The organism is Ancylobacter gelatini (assembly GCF_022601675.1).
In the GTDB taxonomy this organism is placed as follows: domain Bacteria; phylum Pseudomonadota; class Alphaproteobacteria; order Rhizobiales; family Xanthobacteraceae; genus Ancylobacter; species Ancylobacter gelatini.
Genome location: NZ_JAKVIL010000002.1, coordinates 163012 through 177154 on the forward strand (window position 1 = coordinate 163012; position 14143 = coordinate 177154).

Genomic DNA, 14143 nt, shown 5'->3' on the forward strand with positions numbered 1-14143 from the left:
CCGGACATCTTGTCGCCATGGACCGATTGTTGATGGTTCCTGACAGTCGGTCATAGCGGGGAGCAAGTTGCGCGCGATAAAGTCGGGTACGGCGATTCGAACACAATTTGCAGGTTTCGCCGCTACTGGCTGCGCGTCGCGTGCGTTCCTGTCCTTGCAGCGCCTACCCTCGCGAGGTCGTGCATGACCTATACCGATTTCGAAGCCGATACCCGCCTGAACCCGCTCGATCTGATCGAGCGCATGGCTGCGCTCAATGAGTGGGCCTTTGAGCGCTCCGCCGAGGACGAGATCACCATCTCGCTCGAAGGCCGCTGGACGGACTGCCATGTCTCGTTCCAGTGGATGGACGAGGTGGAGGCGCTGCATGTCGCCTGCGCCTTCGACCTTAAGGTGCCGGAGAAGCGCAAGACCGAGGTGCTGCGCCTGCTCTCGCTGATCAACGAGCAGATGTGGATCGGCCATTTCGACCTGTGGTCGAAGGAGGGCGTGATCATGTTCCGTCACGCGCTTCTGCTGGCCGGCGCGGAAGCGACCGACCGCCAGTGCGAGGTGCTGATGGAATGCGCCATCGAGGCGGTCGAGCGCTATTTTCCGGCGTTCCAGTTCGTGGTCTGGGCCGGCAAGTCTGCCCGCGAGGCCATGGACGCCACGCTGTTCGAGACCGTCGGCGAGGCGTGACGGGCGGCGCCCGTCCTCCGGCTGCTGCCAAAATCGTGGATGGCCGGCCTCGCACCGGGCATCCGGCGGGCAAAGGCGCTATGTTACGGCGGGCTCGCGCGTGAGCCGGTGACAGCCGAGAGTTCGACCATGCCTGCACTTTCCGATATTCCCGGCCGCGTGCTGCTCGTCGGCGCCGGCAAGATGGGCGGCGCCATGCTGGAAGGCTGGCTCGATCTCGGGCTGGAGCCGGCAAAGGCGGCGGTGATCGATCCCGGTCCGCCCCCGGAAGTGGCGGCGCTGCTGGATGCGCGCGGCGTCGCGCTCAATCCGCTCAATGGCGGCCCGCCCGCCGTGATGCTGCTGGCGGTGAAGCCGCAGGTCGCGGCCGACGTGATCGCGAAGGTCGCCCCGCTGGCCGGGCCCGGCACGCTGGTGGTGTCGGTCATGGCCGGTCGCACGCTGGGGTTTCTTGAGGCCGGCTTCGCGCCGGGCACAGCGGTGGTGCGCTCCATTCCCAACACGCCGGCCGCCATTGGGCGCGGCATCACCGTCGCGGTGCCGAACGGCGCGGTGAGCGCGGAGCAGAAGCTGATCGCGGACGGGTTGCTGCGCGCCTCCGGCGAGGTGGAGTGGGTGGAGGACGAGGCGATGATCGACCTCGCCACTGCCGTCTCCGGGTCCGGCCCGGCCTATGTGTTCCTGCTGGCGGAGGCGCTGGCGGCGGCGGGCGCGAAGGCGGGCCTTCCTGCCGACCTCGCCGACCGTCTCGCCCGCGCCACCGTCGCCGGAGCTGGTGAATTGATGATCCGCTCCGGCATCGATCCCGCGCAGCTCCGCAAGAACGTCACCTCGCCGAACGGCACCACGGCGGCCGCGCTGGCGGTGCTGATGGACGAGGCGCGCGGCTTTACCCCGCTGCTCACCGAGGCGGTGGCCGCCGCCGCGAAGCGCTCGCGCGAACTCGCCGGCTGACGCTTCCTGAAGGGCAGGCCTTCTCCCGGCCACCCTTCGACCCTAAGTTCCAGAAGGACGATTTTCTGGACAGGAGGTTTCGATGGCAGCATCTCCCGGCCGGCCCCGCGCCGGCGCCAAGGCGCCCGACCCGCGCGGCCCGATCATCGACAGTTTTCTCGCGCTTCTGGCCGAGCGGCCGTTCGAGCGCATCGGCCTTGCCGAGGTCGCGGACAAGGCCGGCGTCTCGCTGGCCGAGTTGCGCGCCTCGTTCGGCTCGACCTTCGACATTCTTGCCGGCTTCGTGAAGCGCACCGATACGCTGGTGCTGGAAGGGACCGGCGAGGACATGGCGGACCAGCCGGCGCGCGACCGGCTGTTCGACGTGCTGATGCGCCGGCTCGACGTGCTCGCACCGCACAAGGCGGCCATCGCCTCGCTGGCGCGCTCCGCCCGCAGCCATCCCCAGCTTGCCATGGGGCTGAACCGCTTGAGCGTGCGCTCCCAGCAATGGATGCTGGCGAGCGCGGGCATCGACACTTCCGGCCTCAAGGGCGCGGTGCGCGCGCAGGGGCTGGCGCTGCTGTTCGCGCGCGTGCTCCAGACCTTCGTGACCGATGACGACCCGGCGCTGTCGCGTACCATGGCCGCGCTCGACCGGGAACTCGCCAAGGGCGCTCGGGCGCTCGGGCTGATGGACCGGCTGTTGCGGCTGACGCGCTGTAGCGGCCGGACGGCGCGTCGGCCGGAGCCGTCGCCTTCGCCCGAACCGCCCGCCGCGCCGCAAGCGCCGGTGGCGGCCTGAAACAGGTCAAGCGCGTGAGAATCGCAACGTGAGGACAGTGCAGTGAGGACGGTGCAATGAGGACGATTCAATGAGTCTTGGCCCTGTCGAACAGATCACCATCGCCGAGTTTCTCAAGGTCGATATCCGCGTCGGCACGATCATCCTCGCCGAGCCGTTCCCGGAGGCGCGCAAGCCGGCGCTGAAGCTGACCATCGATTTCGGACCGCATATCGGGGTGAAGAAGTCCACGGCGCAGATCACCGTGCATTACGCACCGGAGGATCTGGTCGGGCGGCAGGTGGCGGCGGTGGTGAATTTTCCGCCGCGCCAGATAGGCCCGGCGATTTCCGAGGTGCTGACTCTCGGCTTTCCCGACGAGGACGGCGCGGTGGTGCTGTTCGCCCCGGACCTGCAGGTGCCGAACGGGGCCCGGCTGTTCTGAGGCTCAGACCGGTATCCGCACCGTGGCGCGCAGGCCGCCGAGCGGGCTGTCACTGAGCGTGACGTCGCCGCCATGGGCGCGCGCGGCGTCGCGGGCGATGGTGAGCCCGAGCCCGGAGCCGCCGGCATCCTGATTGCGCGCATCGTCCAGCCGGACGAAGGGGCGGAACACCTCCTCGCGACGGTCCGGCGGAATGCCCGGGCCGTCATCGTCCACCGTGACGGTGAGCCAGCGCGCATCGGAATTGCCGTTGATCGCCAGCTTGCGGCCATGGCGCCAGCCATTGGCAACCAGATTGCCGATGCAGCGCCGGAAGGCGTCGGCGCGCAGCATCACCATAGGCTCGCCGGTGAACCGCGCCTCGATCTCGACGCCGTGGCGCTCGCCATTGCGGCGGGCATCGTCGAGGATGCGCGACACATCGGTCAAAGCGGGCGGCTCGCCGGCGGAATCGTCGCGCGCAAAGGCGAGATAGGCCTCCAGCATGCTCTGGAGTTCGTCGACATCGGCGCGCAGCGCTTCCGAATCCACCGTGTCGCCGATCAGCGCCAGTTCCAGCTTGAAGCGGGTGAGAATGGTGCGCATGTCATGGGACACGCCCGCGAGCATGGTGGTGCGCTGCTCGATCTGCCGCTCGATGCGCCGCTTCATCTCCAGGAAGGCCAGCGCGGCCCCGCGCACCTCGCGCGCGCCGCGCGGGCGGAAGCCGGTGACGTCGCGCCCCTTGCCGAAGGCCGCCGCCGCTTCGGCCAGCGCCTCGATCGGCTTGATCTGGTTGCGCAGGAACAGGATGGCCACCGCCAGCAGCACCAGCGAGGTGCCCACCATCCACACCAGGAAGATGTGCGAGTTCGACAGATAGGCCTGGGTGCGCCGGGCGAAGACGCGCATCACCTTGTCGTCGAGCTGGACGCGGACCTCCAGCAGGTTGGAATTGCCGACCGTGTCGGTCCAGAACGGGCGGCGCAGCCGCTTGCCGACCTCGCCGGTGAAGTGTGAATCCAGGATGGAGAAGAAGGGTTTCGGGCCGGGCGGCGGCAGGTGCTGGTCGGGCAGGAAATCCACCGTGAGGTTCATGGTGAATTGCGCGATCTGCTTGATGCGCTCCTGATCGGCGGCATCGGGGAAGGCGATGGCGAGCTCGGCCAGCGCGGCGATGTCCTGCGAGACGGCAGCGGAGAGCCGGCGCGTCACGGTGCTGTAGTGCCGCTCCATGAACACGAAGACCAGAACCGACTGCAGGATCACCATCGGCGCGACGATGATGATCAGCGAGCGGGCGAACAGGCCCTTGGGCATGGTGCGGTTGAACCACGCGCCGAAGCGCAGATTCGCTTCGTGCCAGCGCGCCATCGCGCGCCTGAGGCGCAGCAGGGCGGCATCGCGCATATGGGCGTCGAGCAGGCTCAAGGCGCGACGACCAGCCGGTAGCCGACGCCGCGCACGGTCTGCACATAGGCCGGGTTGGCCGGGTCGCGCTCGATCTTGCGACGCAGCCGGTTCACCTGCACGTCGACGGCGCGGTCACCGGCCGCGACGCCGGGCGCGACCAGCGCCTGACGGGGCACGGTGTCGCCGGGGCGCTCGCTCAGCACGCGCAGCATGTCGCGTTCGCGGTCGGTCAGGCGCACCGGCTCGTCCTCGCGCGTCAGCTCCCCGCGCTCCAGATGGAACATGAACGGGCCGAAGCGCACCGCCTCGATCACTTGCGTCGGCGGAGCGGCCGAGCGCTTGATGATGTTGCCGATGCGCAGCAGCAGTTCGCGTGGCTCGAACGGCTTGGCGAGATAGTCGTCGGCGCCGATCTCCAGCCCGGTGATGCGGTCCTGCGTCTCGGCGCGGGCCGTGAGCATCAGGATCGGCACATGCGAGCCGCTGCGTACGAACTGGGCGAGTTCGAAGCCGTTTTCGCCGGGCATCATCACGTCGAGGATCAGGAGATCGAAGGTAAGGCCCGACAGCCGGCCGCGCGCGTCAGCCGCCGATTCGGCGGTGGTGACGCGGTAGCCATGTTCCGAGAGGAAGCGCGAGATCAGGTCGCGGATGCGCCGGTCGTCGTCCACGATCAGCAGATGAGGGGCGTCGTCCGCCGGGGTGGCGGCGCGGGGGCGGGGTTTCGCATCGACATCCGGCATGTCACGGGTCTCTCAGCTGTCGTGGTCGCGGGCCGCGCGGCCGTTCAGGTCTTGCACCCGCGGATCAGGCCTTGCGCGCGCGGGAAGGGTCGGCGGCAATCTGGTCGGCGCGCGCGATGAGCTTCTCGACCGACCCGCGATCCTCGGTGTCGATCATGGCGACAAGAAAGCGGCGGCACAGTTCGCGCGAGTCCGGACCGCATTCGGACAGGGCGCGCGCGATACGCCTCGACTGGATCGCGACGAATTGCCGGGCCAGCGCCTCGCCCTTGGGCGTCAGATAGAGCAGCCGCTGGCGTCGGTCGGACTTGCCGGCACGGCTGTCGATGAAGCCCTGGTCCACCAGCTCCCGCAGCACGCGGCCAAGGCTCTGCTTGGTGATGCGCAGGATCTCCAAGAGGTCCGTCACGCGCATGCCAGGGTGGCGATTGACGAAATGCAGCACGCGGTGATGCGCGCGGCCGAAGCCGATGCCCTGCAGAATCTCGTCGGGATCGCTGACGAAGTTCCTGTAGGCAAAGAAGAACAGCTCGATCAGTTCGAGCATGGATTCGTCTCCCGGCGCGGTTGGCGCTCGCGCGGAAGCGGGGGATTCGACGGCGCCGGCGCGGGCCGGCAGAGAGACATTTATGTCAGCCATGTTGACTTTTTTCGTTATGATCGTTACCCAGATGCACCGCTCGACGAAAGGATCGTTCGGCGAGACGGTTCGAACCGATGTATCGATCCGTGTCGCGGGGCGTTCCTTCCAGCGGACCCTTGCGGGTCGCGAACGATAACGGGACTTCGGCCGCTAGGCAAAACATGTGCTCGCGCGCATGCTGGTCGGTCACAGGCTTAACGAATTCAAGAAGGGTCTCGACGCCTTCCATGGCGCGCGCCGGGCCCCGGTTTGGGAGACGAGAACCATGGCTAGCGAACCTTTCGACAAACGCAGCGGCTGGATCTGGTACGACGGTGCCTTCGTGCCGTGGTCGGATGCGCAGGTGCACGTACTGACTCACGGGCTGCACTATGGCAGCAGCGTGTTCGAGGGCGAGCGTGCCTATGGCGGGGAGATTTTCAAGCTCGACGAGCACACGGCGCGCCTGAAGGAAAGCGCCCGGCTGCTCGACTTCGAGATTCCCTACAGCGAGGCCGAGATCAACGCGGCCTGCCGCGAACTGCTGGTCAAGCAGAAGCTCACCAATGCCTATCTGCGCCCGGTCGCCTGGCGTGGCTCGGACATGATGGGCGTCTCGGCGCAGCACAACACCATCCACCTTGCCATCGCGGCGTGGGAATGGCCGAGCTATTTCGACCCCGCCGAGCGGCTCAAGGGTATCCGCATCGGCGAGGCGAAGTATCGCCGTCCCGATCCGCAGACCGCGCCCTCGACCTCGAAGGCCGCCGGCCTGTACATGATCTGCACCATCTCCAAGCACGCCGCCGAGCGTGAGGGATATTCCGACGCGATGATGCTGGACTGGCGCGGCCGCGTGGCGGAATGCACCGGCGCCAACATCTTCTTCGTGAAGGACGGGGTGATCCACACGCCGGAGGCCGACGCCTTCCTCAACGGCATCACCCGCCAGACCGTGATCGAACTCGCCAAGCGGCGCGGCTTCACGGTGATCGAGCGCGCGATCATGCCGGAGGAACTGCCGGACTTCGACGAGTGCTTCATCACCGGCACCGCCGCCGAAGTGACGCCGGTCTCCGAGATCGCCGGCCGCCACTACCAGCCCGGCCCGGTGACGCGCACGCTGATGGAAGACTACATGGCCGAAGTGCAGCCCAAGAAGGCCGCGGCCTGAGGGCATAGCCCAGTGGCTCAAGGAAATGCCGGCCCTCGGGCCGGCATTTTCGTTTCAGGGGAGGTCAGGGGCGGAAAGGGGCGCACCCAGCCTTCAACTCCACCGCTCGGCCGCCGCGTCGTCGGCGTCCTTGGCCTCGATCCAGCTCTGGGCCTCGCCGCGCTCCTCCTGCTTCCAGAACGGGGCGCGGGTCTTCAGCCAGTCCATCAGGAACTCGGCGGCCTCGAAGGCGGCGGTGCGATGGGCGGAGGCGGTGACGACGAGGACGATATTGTCGCCCGGCACAAGCCTGCCATGGCGGTGGATCACGGTGGCGCCGGCGAGCGGCCAGCGCGCGCGGGCGTCCTCCATGAGGCGGCCGATCTCTTCTTCCGCCATGCCGGGGTAATGTTCGAGCGTCAGCGCGTTGAGCGGCGCGGCACCGGGCGTGTCGTCGGCGCGGCACAGGCCGGCGAAGGTGACCACGGCTCCGATATCGGTGCGACCGCGCGCCAGCGCGGCAGCCTCGGCGGAGGCGTCGAAATCCTCGGCCTGAATGCGGACGGTAAACATGCCGTCTTCCTGTCTCAGCCGCCGGTCATGGGCGGGAAGAACGCGACTTCCCGGGCCTCGCCCAGCGCGCTGTCGGGCCGGGCGTGGTGCCGGTCGATGGCGGCGCGCACCACGCGCGGGTTCTCGAAGGCATGGGCATAGCCCTCGCCGCGCGCGGCCAGCCATGCGGCAAGCTCGGCCACGGTGCGCACATCCTCGGGCAGCTCGATGTCCTCGGCCTCGCGCCCGATGCGCTCGCGCACCCAGGCGAAATAACGAATCTTCACCGCTCGTCCTCGACCAGATGGCGGGCGCCGGCGCGGAAATAGTCCCAGCCGGTGTACAGCGTCAGGATCGCGGAAATCCACAGCAGCAGGATGCCGGCCAGCGTGGTGCCCGGCAGCAGGCTGTCGGCAGCCGGGCCGGCCAGCAGCACGCCCACCGCGATAAGCTGGGTCGCGGTCTTCCACTTGGCGAGCCGGGTCACCGGGACGCTGACGCGCAGTTCGGCGAGGAATTCGCGCAGGCCCGAGACCAGGATCTCACGGCAGAGGATGACGGCGGCGGCCCAGAGCGACCAGCCGCGAATCGTGCCGTCGGAGGCCAGCATCAGCAGCGAGGTCGAGACCAGCAGCTTGTCGGCGATCGGGTCCAGCATGCGGCCGATGGCCGATTGCTGCGACCACATGCGCGCGAGATAGCCGTCGAAGAAATCGGTGATGGCGGCGACGATGTAGATGCCGAGCGCCAGCCAGCGCAGCCACAGGCCGCCGGCCATGATGTCGGCCCAGAACAGGCAGGCCGCGACCAGCGGCACCGCCACGCAGCGGCCATAGGTCAGCATGTTCGGCAGCGAGAAGGCATGGCTGCGTTTGCCGGAGGAAGGACCCGGCGCGCTGGTTCGGCTGGACGTTACATCAACCATGGCTCATCGGGCTCCCTGTCACGGACGTAATCATCCACGGCATGAACGTCAATCCATACCCGGAGACAGGTAGGCCTCACCGGGGGCCGGAATGGAAGAAATCATACACCGCCCGCGCGGTCGCGGCATTGACGCCCGGCACGGATTCGAGGTCGCTGAGTGAGGCGCGCTCTATGGCTTTCAGCGTGCCGAAATGATGCAGCAAGGCGCGCTTGCGGGTGGGGCCGATGCCGGGGATTTCCTGAAGCCCGGCCTGGGCGATGTCCTTCTTGCGCCTTGCGCGGTGGGAGCCGATGGCAAAGCGGTGCGCCTCGTCGCGCAGCCGCTGCACGAAGTAGAGCACGGGATCGCGCGGCTCCAGCCGGAACGGCTCGCGGCCGGGAACGAAGAAGGTCTCGCGTCCCGCGTCGCGGTCCGGTCCCTTGGCGATGCCGACCAGCGGAACATTGGTGATGCCGAGTTCGGTGAGCGTCTCTCTCGCCGCCTTCAATTGTCCGAGACCGCCGTCGATCAGCACCAGATCGGGCCAAGCGGTGGTGCTGGCGTCGGCGGGGTCCGGCCCCTCTCCCCCGCTGGCGGGAGGGGAAGGAGGAGACGTCATGGCGGGCGGCTCGCCGGTTTCAGAAAGCAATTCGCTCTCCCCGTCGGGAAGAGGGGTGGGGCGAGGGGGCCCGCCGGTGCTGGGAGACTCGGCCTCGTCACTTGCAACAAGGCCGGCATCCGCTCGCGGATTCTCCCGCAGCAGGCGGGAGAAGCGCCGGGTCAGCACCTCGCGCATCATACCGTAATCGTCTCCGGGCACGAGGTCGGCCGACTTGATGTTGAATTTGCGGTACTGGCTTTTGGCGAAGCCTTCCGGCCCCGCCACGATCATGCCGCCGACGGCGTTCGAGCCCATGATGTGGCTGTTGTCGTAGACCTCGATGCGCCGGGGCGGGGCGGGCAGGGTGAAGGCGCGGGCCAGCTCGTCGAGCAGCCGGGCCTGGCTGGCGCTCTCGGCGAGCTTGCGGCCCAGCGCCTCGCGCGCGTTCTGTAGCGCGTGCTCCACCAGCTCGCGTTTTTCACCACGTCGGGGCACGGCAATCTCGACCCGGTAGCCGGCGCGGGCGGAGAGGGCCTCCTCCAGGAGCTCGCGCTCGGCGATGTCGTGGCTGAGCAGCACCAGGCGCGGACAGGGCTTGTCCTCGTAGAACTGGGCGATCAGGGCATCCAGCACCTCACCGGGGCCGAGCGAGCGGTCGGCGCGGGGGTAGAGCGCGTGGTTGCCCCAGTTCTGCCCGGTGCGGAAGAAGAACACCTGCACGCAGGTCGCCCCGCCCTCCTGATGCACGGCGAAGACGTCGGCCTCTTCCACCGAGCGCGGGTTGATGCCCTGCGTTCCCTGAACCGCCGAGAGCGCGGCGAGGCGGTCGCGCAGCGCGGCGGCACGCTCGAATTCGAGGTCCTCGGATGCCTGCTGCATCTCGTGAGCGAGCTGTTCCTTCACCGCCCGGCTCTTGCCGGACAGGAAGTCGCGCGCCTCGCGCACATAGTCGGCATAGTCGGCGGTGGAGACCTCGCCGGTGCAGGGGCCGGCGCAGCGCTTGATCTGGAACAGCAGGCAGGGCCGGCTGCGCGCCTCGTAGAAGCTGTCCGAGCAGGAGCGCACCAGAAACGCCTTCTGCAGCGCGTTGATGGTGCGGTTCACCGCCCAGACCGAGGCGAAGGGGCCGTAATAGTCGCCCGGCCGATTGCGCGCGCCGCGATGCTTGGTGATCTGCGGGGCGGCGTGGTCGCGGGTGATCAGGATATAGGGGAACGACTTGTCGTCGCGCAGCAGCACGTTGAAGCGCGGGCGCAGCTGCTTGATGAGGTTGGCTTCCAGCAGCAGCGCTTCGGTCTCGGTCTGGGTCGAGACGAACTCCATCCGCACCGTTGCCGCCACCATGCGCATGATGCGCGCGGTGAGCCCGGTCGGGCGGGTATAGGCGATGATGCGCTTGCGGATGCTCTTGGCCTTGCCGACATAGAGCACCGCATCATCCGCGCCGATCATGCGGTAGACGCCGGCGCCGGTCGGGGCGTGCTTCACCGCCGCGAGAATGGCGGCGCGGCCGAGCTTGAGCGTGCCGGCGCTGGGCTCGGCCTCCTCAAACAGGGGATCGGCGAGCAGCAGCGCCTCGTCCTCGGTGTCCGCCAGTTCGGCGTCGTCCGGGTCGAGGTCGGGTGCGTCAGGTGTCGGGCGGGCGATCATCGGGTCTCAAGATAGGGATTCGCCGGCAAAGTCGACAGGGGGGCCGGCGAGTTGGGGCGCGTCAGCAGGGGGGCGCGGCGAGTTGGGGCCGGCCCTATTGGACCACTTTGGCCCGCATGACGAGCTTCTCGCCGCGGATCTCGAAGCTGTCGAGCCGCGACAGGAAGGTCATGCCGAGCAGGCTGTGCTTGAGGGTGCCCGGGCTGGCGATGAGAGCGGGCACCTGCCGCTCGTCAATGTCCCCGGCGATCGCCACCCGGTCCAGCACCACCGCCGCCGCGCGGCCGCGCCCGTTGGCTGTGTCGATCGGGATGTCGTAGCGCAGGAACTCGATCGGCAGGCCGACCGCTACCGCGTCCTCGGGCGTCAGCACCACGGAGGAGGCGCCGGTATCGACCAGCATGGGGATGCGCGTGCCGTTGATCTCGACGCGGATGTTGAAATCGCCGTCGCGGGCACGGGCGACCTCGACCGCCGGCCCGGAATCACGGGCAAGCGGCACGGCATAGCCGGGTGCGAGTTCCGCCAGCACGCGATAGGCGGCGGCGTGCAGCTCGTAGCGATAGGTGTAACCGGTGGCGATGACAGCGAAGATCGCCATCCAGACCAGCGCGGCGCCGATCAGCTCGCCGATCCGGCCGGTGAACATGGCCACGGCGCCGGCACCGACCATCAGCAGTATCGCGCCGTAGAACACCACACGGGCGAGTTCCGAGGCGCTGAGACCGGCAATGCCCCCCGCCTCATGCGCCCACATGATCAGCCCGACCCCGGTACCGAGTCCAAGGATGACCACCCAGAGAAAACGATCCGCGTTCATCGCGCCGCCTCCGGCCGTGCGGCCCCGAGCCGGGCGGGCAGCTCGGCCATGATGGTGCGGCGGCGCGGCTCGTCGAGCGTGGCCCACGCGCCGATCTCCTCGGTCGTGCGGCCGCAGCCGAGGCAGAACCGCGCGGTCCCGTCCAGCGTGCACACGGCGATGCAGGGGGTGGAAGTGGTCATCGGCATGGTGGACGGATCATCGGCCATAATGTTTAGGGCATTGCTTACGCGGCGGGGCCGGGTCCGAATTTTCGCCTCGCCCTAGGCCGGACGCGCGAGGATAAGCACGCCGAGCAGGAAGGCAATCTCGGCCAGCACCGCGCCAGCGCCGGCAACGTCTCCGGTCTGTCCACCGAATTGGGCGCTGGCAAGGCGGCTGAACGCCGCGAGCACCGCCGCCCCGAGGGCGAGCCCGGCCAGCAGGGCGATCAGCCCGAAGCCGGGGAGGACGAAAAGCGCGGCAAGCACGACGCCGGCGAGGGCGGCGTCGCGAATTCCGGTGCTTCCGGGCGTGCCGACCGTGTAGGCGAGCCCGTCGGCGCGGGCCGGGGGGAGGGCGTGCACTATCCACAGCCCCGCGACACGCGTCAGCGCCTGCGCCGCCACCAGCGCGCCAGCCGCGGCCATCAGCTCGAGACCTGCCAACGCCTCCAGCGCGCCGATGCGCAGGGCGAAGCCGAGGATGAGGGCCACGGCACCGAACGTGCCGATCCGGCTGTCGCGCATGATCTCCAGCCGCCGCGCGCGGTTCATGGCGCCCAGAGCGTCGGCGGTGTCGGCGAGGCCGTCTTCATGAAACGCGCCGGTGATCGCGGCCAGCACGGCGAAGGCGAGCGTCGCGCCGAGGAAAGCGCTCAAGCCCACAAAATGCGCCAGCAGCAGGACCAGCGCACCGGCAAGGCCGAGCAGCGCGCCGGCCACCGGGAGCGCCGGGCCGAGCTTCGCCATGTCCGGCGCCTCGTTCTCAGGCTCGAACGACAGGCGCGGCACGGGCAGCCGCGACAGGAAACGCAGCGCGGCGGGCACCTGGCGCAGAAGGTCGAGGCGCAAAAGATCGGCGGCAGGCAGCGGCATGGGTTCAGCGTTCCAGCAGGACGTCGGCAAGCGGGGCGCGCCTCTCCCAGCCGGCCCGCTCCAGCTCCGGCACGTCCGAAGGCTCACGCGGATAGCCTATGCACAGATAGGCGACGAACCGCCAGTGGGCGGGCACATCGAGCGCGCCGGCCATGGCGACGGGATCGAGGATCGACACCCAGCCCAGCCCGAGCCCGCGCGCGCTGGCGCCGAGCCACAACGTGTGGATGGCCAGCACGGCGGAATAGGCCAGCGTCTCCGGCATGGTGGCGCGCCCCAACCCGCCGCCAGTGGCGGGATCGGGATCGATGAACACCGCGATCTGTTCCGGCGCCTCCTCCAGGCCGGAGAGCTTGAGCCGGGCATAGAGCCCCGCGCGCTCGGCCGGCTGGAGAGACTGGGCGTCGGCGTTGCAGCGGCGGTAGATGGCGCGTACCGCCTCGCGGCGCTCCTCCTGCCGCACCCGCGCGAGGCGCCAGGGCTGGCTCAGGCCCACGCTCGGCGCCCGGCAGGCGCTGGCGAGCAGGTCGTCCATCATTGCCGTCTCCACCGCGCGGGTGTGGAAATGGCGCACATCGCGGCGCCAGGCGAAGAGTTCGGCCAGCTCGCCGGTGAAGCGCTCATCGAAGATCGGCGGCGTGCTCATGCGGTCTCCGCGGGTGGCGGCGGCGGGAATATGGGTTGCTCTCGCCCCGAGGAGGGTCTACCCCGCGCCATCGCCCGATGCACCCTCCAGATGCATCCCAAGGGAGCTCTTCATGCCGCGCGCTGTCACCGGACTGCCCTTCGACGACATCCGCAACCTTGCCGCCTCGCTGCCCGACGCCGATGAGGCGGCGCGGCAGGGCGCGCTCGACCGTCAGGCGCAGCTGGTCAAGCCGCCCGGTGCGCTCGGCCGGCTGGAGGAAATCGCGGTGCACATCGCTGCTTGGCAGGGGCGTGCCATTCCGAAGGTCGACCGGCCGACCGTCGCGGTGTTCGCCTCAACCCACGGCGTCGCCAGCCGCGGCGTCTCGCCCTATCCGCCGGAAGTGACCAAGCAGATGGTCGCGACCTTCACCGACGGCAAAGCGGCGGTGAACCAGATTTGCGGGGCGTTCGGCGCGGGGCTGCGCGTGTTCGATCTCGCGCTCGACCTGCCGACGCCCGACATCGTGGAGGCCGACGCCTTCACCGAGGCGGAATGCGCGGCGACCATGGCGTTCGGCATGGAAGCGCTGGCCGGCGAGCCGGACCTGCTGTGCCTCGGCGAGATGGGCATCGGCAACACCACCGTCGCGGCCGCGATCTTCCACGCGCTCTATGGCGGCGAAGCGGAGGAATGGGTCGGCCCCGGCACGGGCGCCTCCGGCGAGGTTCTGGAGCGCAAGATCGCAGCGGTGCGCGCGGCGGTGGAGCGCGCGCGCGGTCATCTCGACGACCCGCTGGAAATCCTGCGCAAGCTCGGCGGTCGCGAAATCGCGGCCATGGCCGGGGCGATCCTCGCCGCGCGGCTCCAGCGCGTGCCGGTCGTGCTCGACGGCTATGTCGTCACCGCCGCCGCCGCGCTGCTGCACCGGCTGAACCCGGCCGCGCTCGACCATTGCCTCGCCGGTCATGTCTCCGCCGAGCCGGCCCATGCGCGCGTGCTCCAAAAGCTGGGCCTGCGCCCGATCCTCGATCTCGGCATGCGGCTCGGCGAGGGCTCCGGGGCGGCGCTGGCGATCGGCGTGGTCAAGGCGGCGGTGGCCTGCCATTCCGGCATGGCGACCTTCGCGGAAGCCGGCGTCGCGGACGCCTGAGGC

General features: G+C 69.1%; 18 protein-coding genes. 6 read left to right on the forward strand and 12 right to left on the reverse strand.

The features are described from left to right. Positions 1-183: 183 nt before the first annotated feature. From MKI84_RS03995 to MKI84_RS04010, 4 genes are all read left to right on the forward strand, one after another. Positions 184-681, forward strand: coding sequence for a type III secretion system chaperone family protein (locus tag MKI84_RS03995; RefSeq protein ID WP_241616682.1), 498 nt, complete (start codon positions 184-186; stop codon positions 679-681). Between the two features lie 129 nt (positions 682-810). Further along, positions 811-1635: a pyrroline-5-carboxylate reductase gene (gene proC / locus MKI84_RS04000; protein ID WP_241616683.1), complete on the forward strand. Its 825-nt coding sequence runs from the start codon at positions 811-813 to the stop codon at positions 1633-1635. A gap of 82 nt (positions 1636-1717) precedes the next feature. Continuing rightward, positions 1718-2419 (forward strand): TetR/AcrR family transcriptional regulator, encoded by a 702-nt coding sequence (locus MKI84_RS04005; RefSeq protein ID WP_241616684.1) that lies wholly within the window; start codon positions 1718-1720, stop codon positions 2417-2419. A gap of 70 nt (positions 2420-2489) precedes the next feature. Continuing rightward, positions 2490-2843 carry a tRNA-binding protein gene (locus MKI84_RS04010; protein ID WP_241616685.1) on the forward strand — a complete coding sequence of 118 codons (354 nt, stop codon included), beginning with the start codon at positions 2490-2492 and terminating at the stop codon, positions 2841-2843. 3 nt (positions 2844-2846) lie between these two features. On the opposite strand, the gene MKI84_RS04015 is transcribed toward MKI84_RS04010, so the two are convergent. The 4 genes from MKI84_RS04015 to MKI84_RS04030 form a co-directional block, all read right to left on the reverse strand. Continuing rightward, positions 2847-4232 carry an ATP-binding protein gene (locus tag MKI84_RS04015; protein WP_425353801.1) on the reverse strand — a complete coding sequence of 462 codons (1386 nt, stop codon included), beginning with the start codon at positions 4230-4232 and terminating at the stop codon, positions 2847-2849. Positions 4233-4249: 17 nt separating this feature from the next. Then, on the reverse strand, positions 4250-4978 hold the full coding sequence (locus tag MKI84_RS04020; protein ID WP_241616686.1) for a response regulator: 729 nt from the start codon (positions 4976-4978) through the stop codon (positions 4250-4252). Between the two features lie 64 nt (positions 4979-5042). Next, on the reverse strand, positions 5043-5618 hold the full coding sequence (locus tag MKI84_RS04025; RefSeq protein ID WP_241616687.1) for a MarR family winged helix-turn-helix transcriptional regulator: 576 nt from the start codon (positions 5616-5618) through the stop codon (positions 5043-5045). Beyond that, positions 5611-5850 carry a hypothetical protein gene (locus MKI84_RS04030; RefSeq protein ID WP_241616688.1) on the reverse strand — a complete coding sequence of 80 codons (240 nt, stop codon included), beginning with the start codon at positions 5848-5850 and terminating at the stop codon, positions 5611-5613. The genes MKI84_RS04025 and MKI84_RS04030 overlap by 8 nt, the downstream gene beginning before the upstream one ends. 36 nt (positions 5851-5886) lie before the next feature. On the opposite strand from MKI84_RS04030, the gene MKI84_RS04035 reads away from it, so the two are divergent. Continuing rightward, positions 5887-6774 (forward strand): branched-chain amino acid aminotransferase, encoded by an 888-nt coding sequence (locus MKI84_RS04035; RefSeq protein ID WP_241616689.1) that lies wholly within the window; start codon positions 5887-5889, stop codon positions 6772-6774. Positions 6775-6867: 93 nt separating this feature from the next. Here MKI84_RS04035 and MKI84_RS04040 read toward each other — a convergent pair whose 3' ends face one another. From MKI84_RS04040 to bluB, 8 genes are all read right to left on the reverse strand, one after another. Further along, positions 6868-7326 carry a molybdenum cofactor biosynthesis protein MoaE gene (locus MKI84_RS04040; protein ID WP_241616690.1) on the reverse strand — a complete coding sequence of 153 codons (459 nt, stop codon included), beginning with the start codon at positions 7324-7326 and terminating at the stop codon, positions 6868-6870. A 14-nt stretch (positions 7327-7340) separates the two neighbouring features. Continuing rightward, positions 7341-7592: a molybdopterin converting factor subunit 1 gene (gene moaD / locus MKI84_RS04045; protein ID WP_241616691.1), complete on the reverse strand. Its 252-nt coding sequence runs from the start codon at positions 7590-7592 to the stop codon at positions 7341-7343. After that, positions 7589-8230, reverse strand: coding sequence for a CDP-diacylglycerol--glycerol-3-phosphate 3-phosphatidyltransferase (pgsA, locus tag MKI84_RS04050; RefSeq protein WP_241616692.1), 642 nt, complete (start codon positions 8228-8230; stop codon positions 7589-7591). The genes moaD and pgsA overlap by 4 nt, the downstream gene beginning before the upstream one ends. Before the next feature lie 76 nt (positions 8231-8306). Next, positions 8307-10463, reverse strand: a complete 2157-nt coding sequence (uvrC, locus tag MKI84_RS04055) for an excinuclease ABC subunit UvrC (protein WP_241616693.1) — start codon at positions 10461-10463, stop codon at positions 8307-8309. A 94-nt stretch (positions 10464-10557) separates the two neighbouring features. After that, positions 10558-11283, reverse strand: coding sequence for a retropepsin-like aspartic protease family protein (locus MKI84_RS04060; protein ID WP_241616695.1), 726 nt, complete (start codon positions 11281-11283; stop codon positions 10558-10560). Beyond that, positions 11280-11471, reverse strand: coding sequence for a DUF1289 domain-containing protein (locus tag MKI84_RS04065; RefSeq protein ID WP_241616696.1), 192 nt, complete (start codon positions 11469-11471; stop codon positions 11280-11282). Before MKI84_RS04065 ends, MKI84_RS04060 begins: the two co-directional genes overlap by 4 nt. A gap of 75 nt (positions 11472-11546) precedes the next feature. Continuing rightward, positions 11547-12359, reverse strand: coding sequence for an adenosylcobinamide-GDP ribazoletransferase (gene cobS / locus MKI84_RS04070; protein WP_241616697.1), 813 nt, complete (start codon positions 12357-12359; stop codon positions 11547-11549). Positions 12360-12363: 4 nt separating this feature from the next. Further along, positions 12364-13005 (reverse strand): 5,6-dimethylbenzimidazole synthase, encoded by a 642-nt coding sequence (gene bluB / locus MKI84_RS04075; protein WP_241616698.1) that lies wholly within the window; start codon positions 13003-13005, stop codon positions 12364-12366. 112 nt (positions 13006-13117) lie between these two features. Here bluB and cobT point away from each other — a divergent pair, with 112 nt between their 5' ends. Further along, complete coding sequence (gene cobT / locus MKI84_RS04080) at positions 13118-14140, forward strand: nicotinate-nucleotide--dimethylbenzimidazole phosphoribosyltransferase (protein ID WP_241616699.1); 1023 nt, start codon at positions 13118-13120, stop codon at positions 14138-14140. The last annotated feature ends 3 nt before the right edge of the window (positions 14141-14143 follow it).

Excerpts from the sequence above, each read along its gene's own strand:
- MKI84_RS03995 (WP_241616682.1), top strand. The coding sequence starts at position 184 with ATGACCTATACCGATTTCGAAGCCGATACCCGCCTGAACCCGCTCGAT.
- cobT (WP_241616699.1), top strand. The coding sequence starts at position 13,118 with ATGCCGCGCGCTGTCACCGGACTGCCCTTCGACGACATCCGCAACCTT.
- MKI84_RS04035 (WP_241616689.1), top strand. The coding sequence starts at position 5,887 with ATGGCTAGCGAACCTTTCGACAAACGCAGCGGCTGGATCTGGTACGAC.
- bluB (WP_241616698.1), bottom strand. The coding sequence starts at position 13,005 with ATGAGCACGCCGCCGATCTTCGATGAGCGCTTCACCGGCGAGCTGGCC.
- MKI84_RS04010 (WP_241616685.1), top strand. The coding sequence starts at position 2,490 with ATGAGTCTTGGCCCTGTCGAACAGATCACCATCGCCGAGTTTCTCAAG.
- MKI84_RS04015 (WP_425353801.1), bottom strand. The coding sequence starts at position 4,232 with ATGCGCGATGCCGCCCTGCTGCGCCTCAGGCGCGCGATGGCGCGCTGG.
- MKI84_RS04030 (WP_241616688.1), bottom strand. The coding sequence starts at position 5,850 with ATGGAAGGCGTCGAGACCCTTCTTGAATTCGTTAAGCCTGTGACCGAC.
- MKI84_RS04025 (WP_241616687.1), bottom strand. The coding sequence starts at position 5,618 with ATGGCTGACATAAATGTCTCTCTGCCGGCCCGCGCCGGCGCCGTCGAA.
- MKI84_RS04020 (WP_241616686.1), bottom strand. The coding sequence starts at position 4,978 with ATGCCGGATGTCGATGCGAAACCCCGCCCCCGCGCCGCCACCCCGGCG.
- MKI84_RS04060 (WP_241616695.1), bottom strand. The coding sequence starts at position 11,283 with ATGAACGCGGATCGTTTTCTCTGGGTGGTCATCCTTGGACTCGGTACC.
- MKI84_RS04065 (WP_241616696.1), bottom strand. The coding sequence starts at position 11,471 with ATGCCGATGACCACTTCCACCCCCTGCATCGCCGTGTGCACGCTGGAC.
- uvrC (WP_241616693.1), bottom strand. The coding sequence starts at position 10,463 with ATGATCGCCCGCCCGACACCTGACGCACCCGACCTCGACCCGGACGAC.
- MKI84_RS04040 (WP_241616690.1), bottom strand. The coding sequence starts at position 7,326 with ATGTTTACCGTCCGCATTCAGGCCGAGGATTTCGACGCCTCCGCCGAG.
- proC (WP_241616683.1), top strand. The coding sequence starts at position 811 with ATGCCTGCACTTTCCGATATTCCCGGCCGCGTGCTGCTCGTCGGCGCC.
- MKI84_RS04005 (WP_241616684.1), top strand. The coding sequence starts at position 1,718 with ATGGCAGCATCTCCCGGCCGGCCCCGCGCCGGCGCCAAGGCGCCCGAC.
- pgsA (WP_241616692.1), bottom strand. The coding sequence starts at position 8,230 with ATGGTTGATGTAACGTCCAGCCGAACCAGCGCGCCGGGTCCTTCCTCC.
- cobS (WP_241616697.1), bottom strand. The coding sequence starts at position 12,359 with ATGCCGCTGCCTGCCGCCGATCTTTTGCGCCTCGACCTTCTGCGCCAG.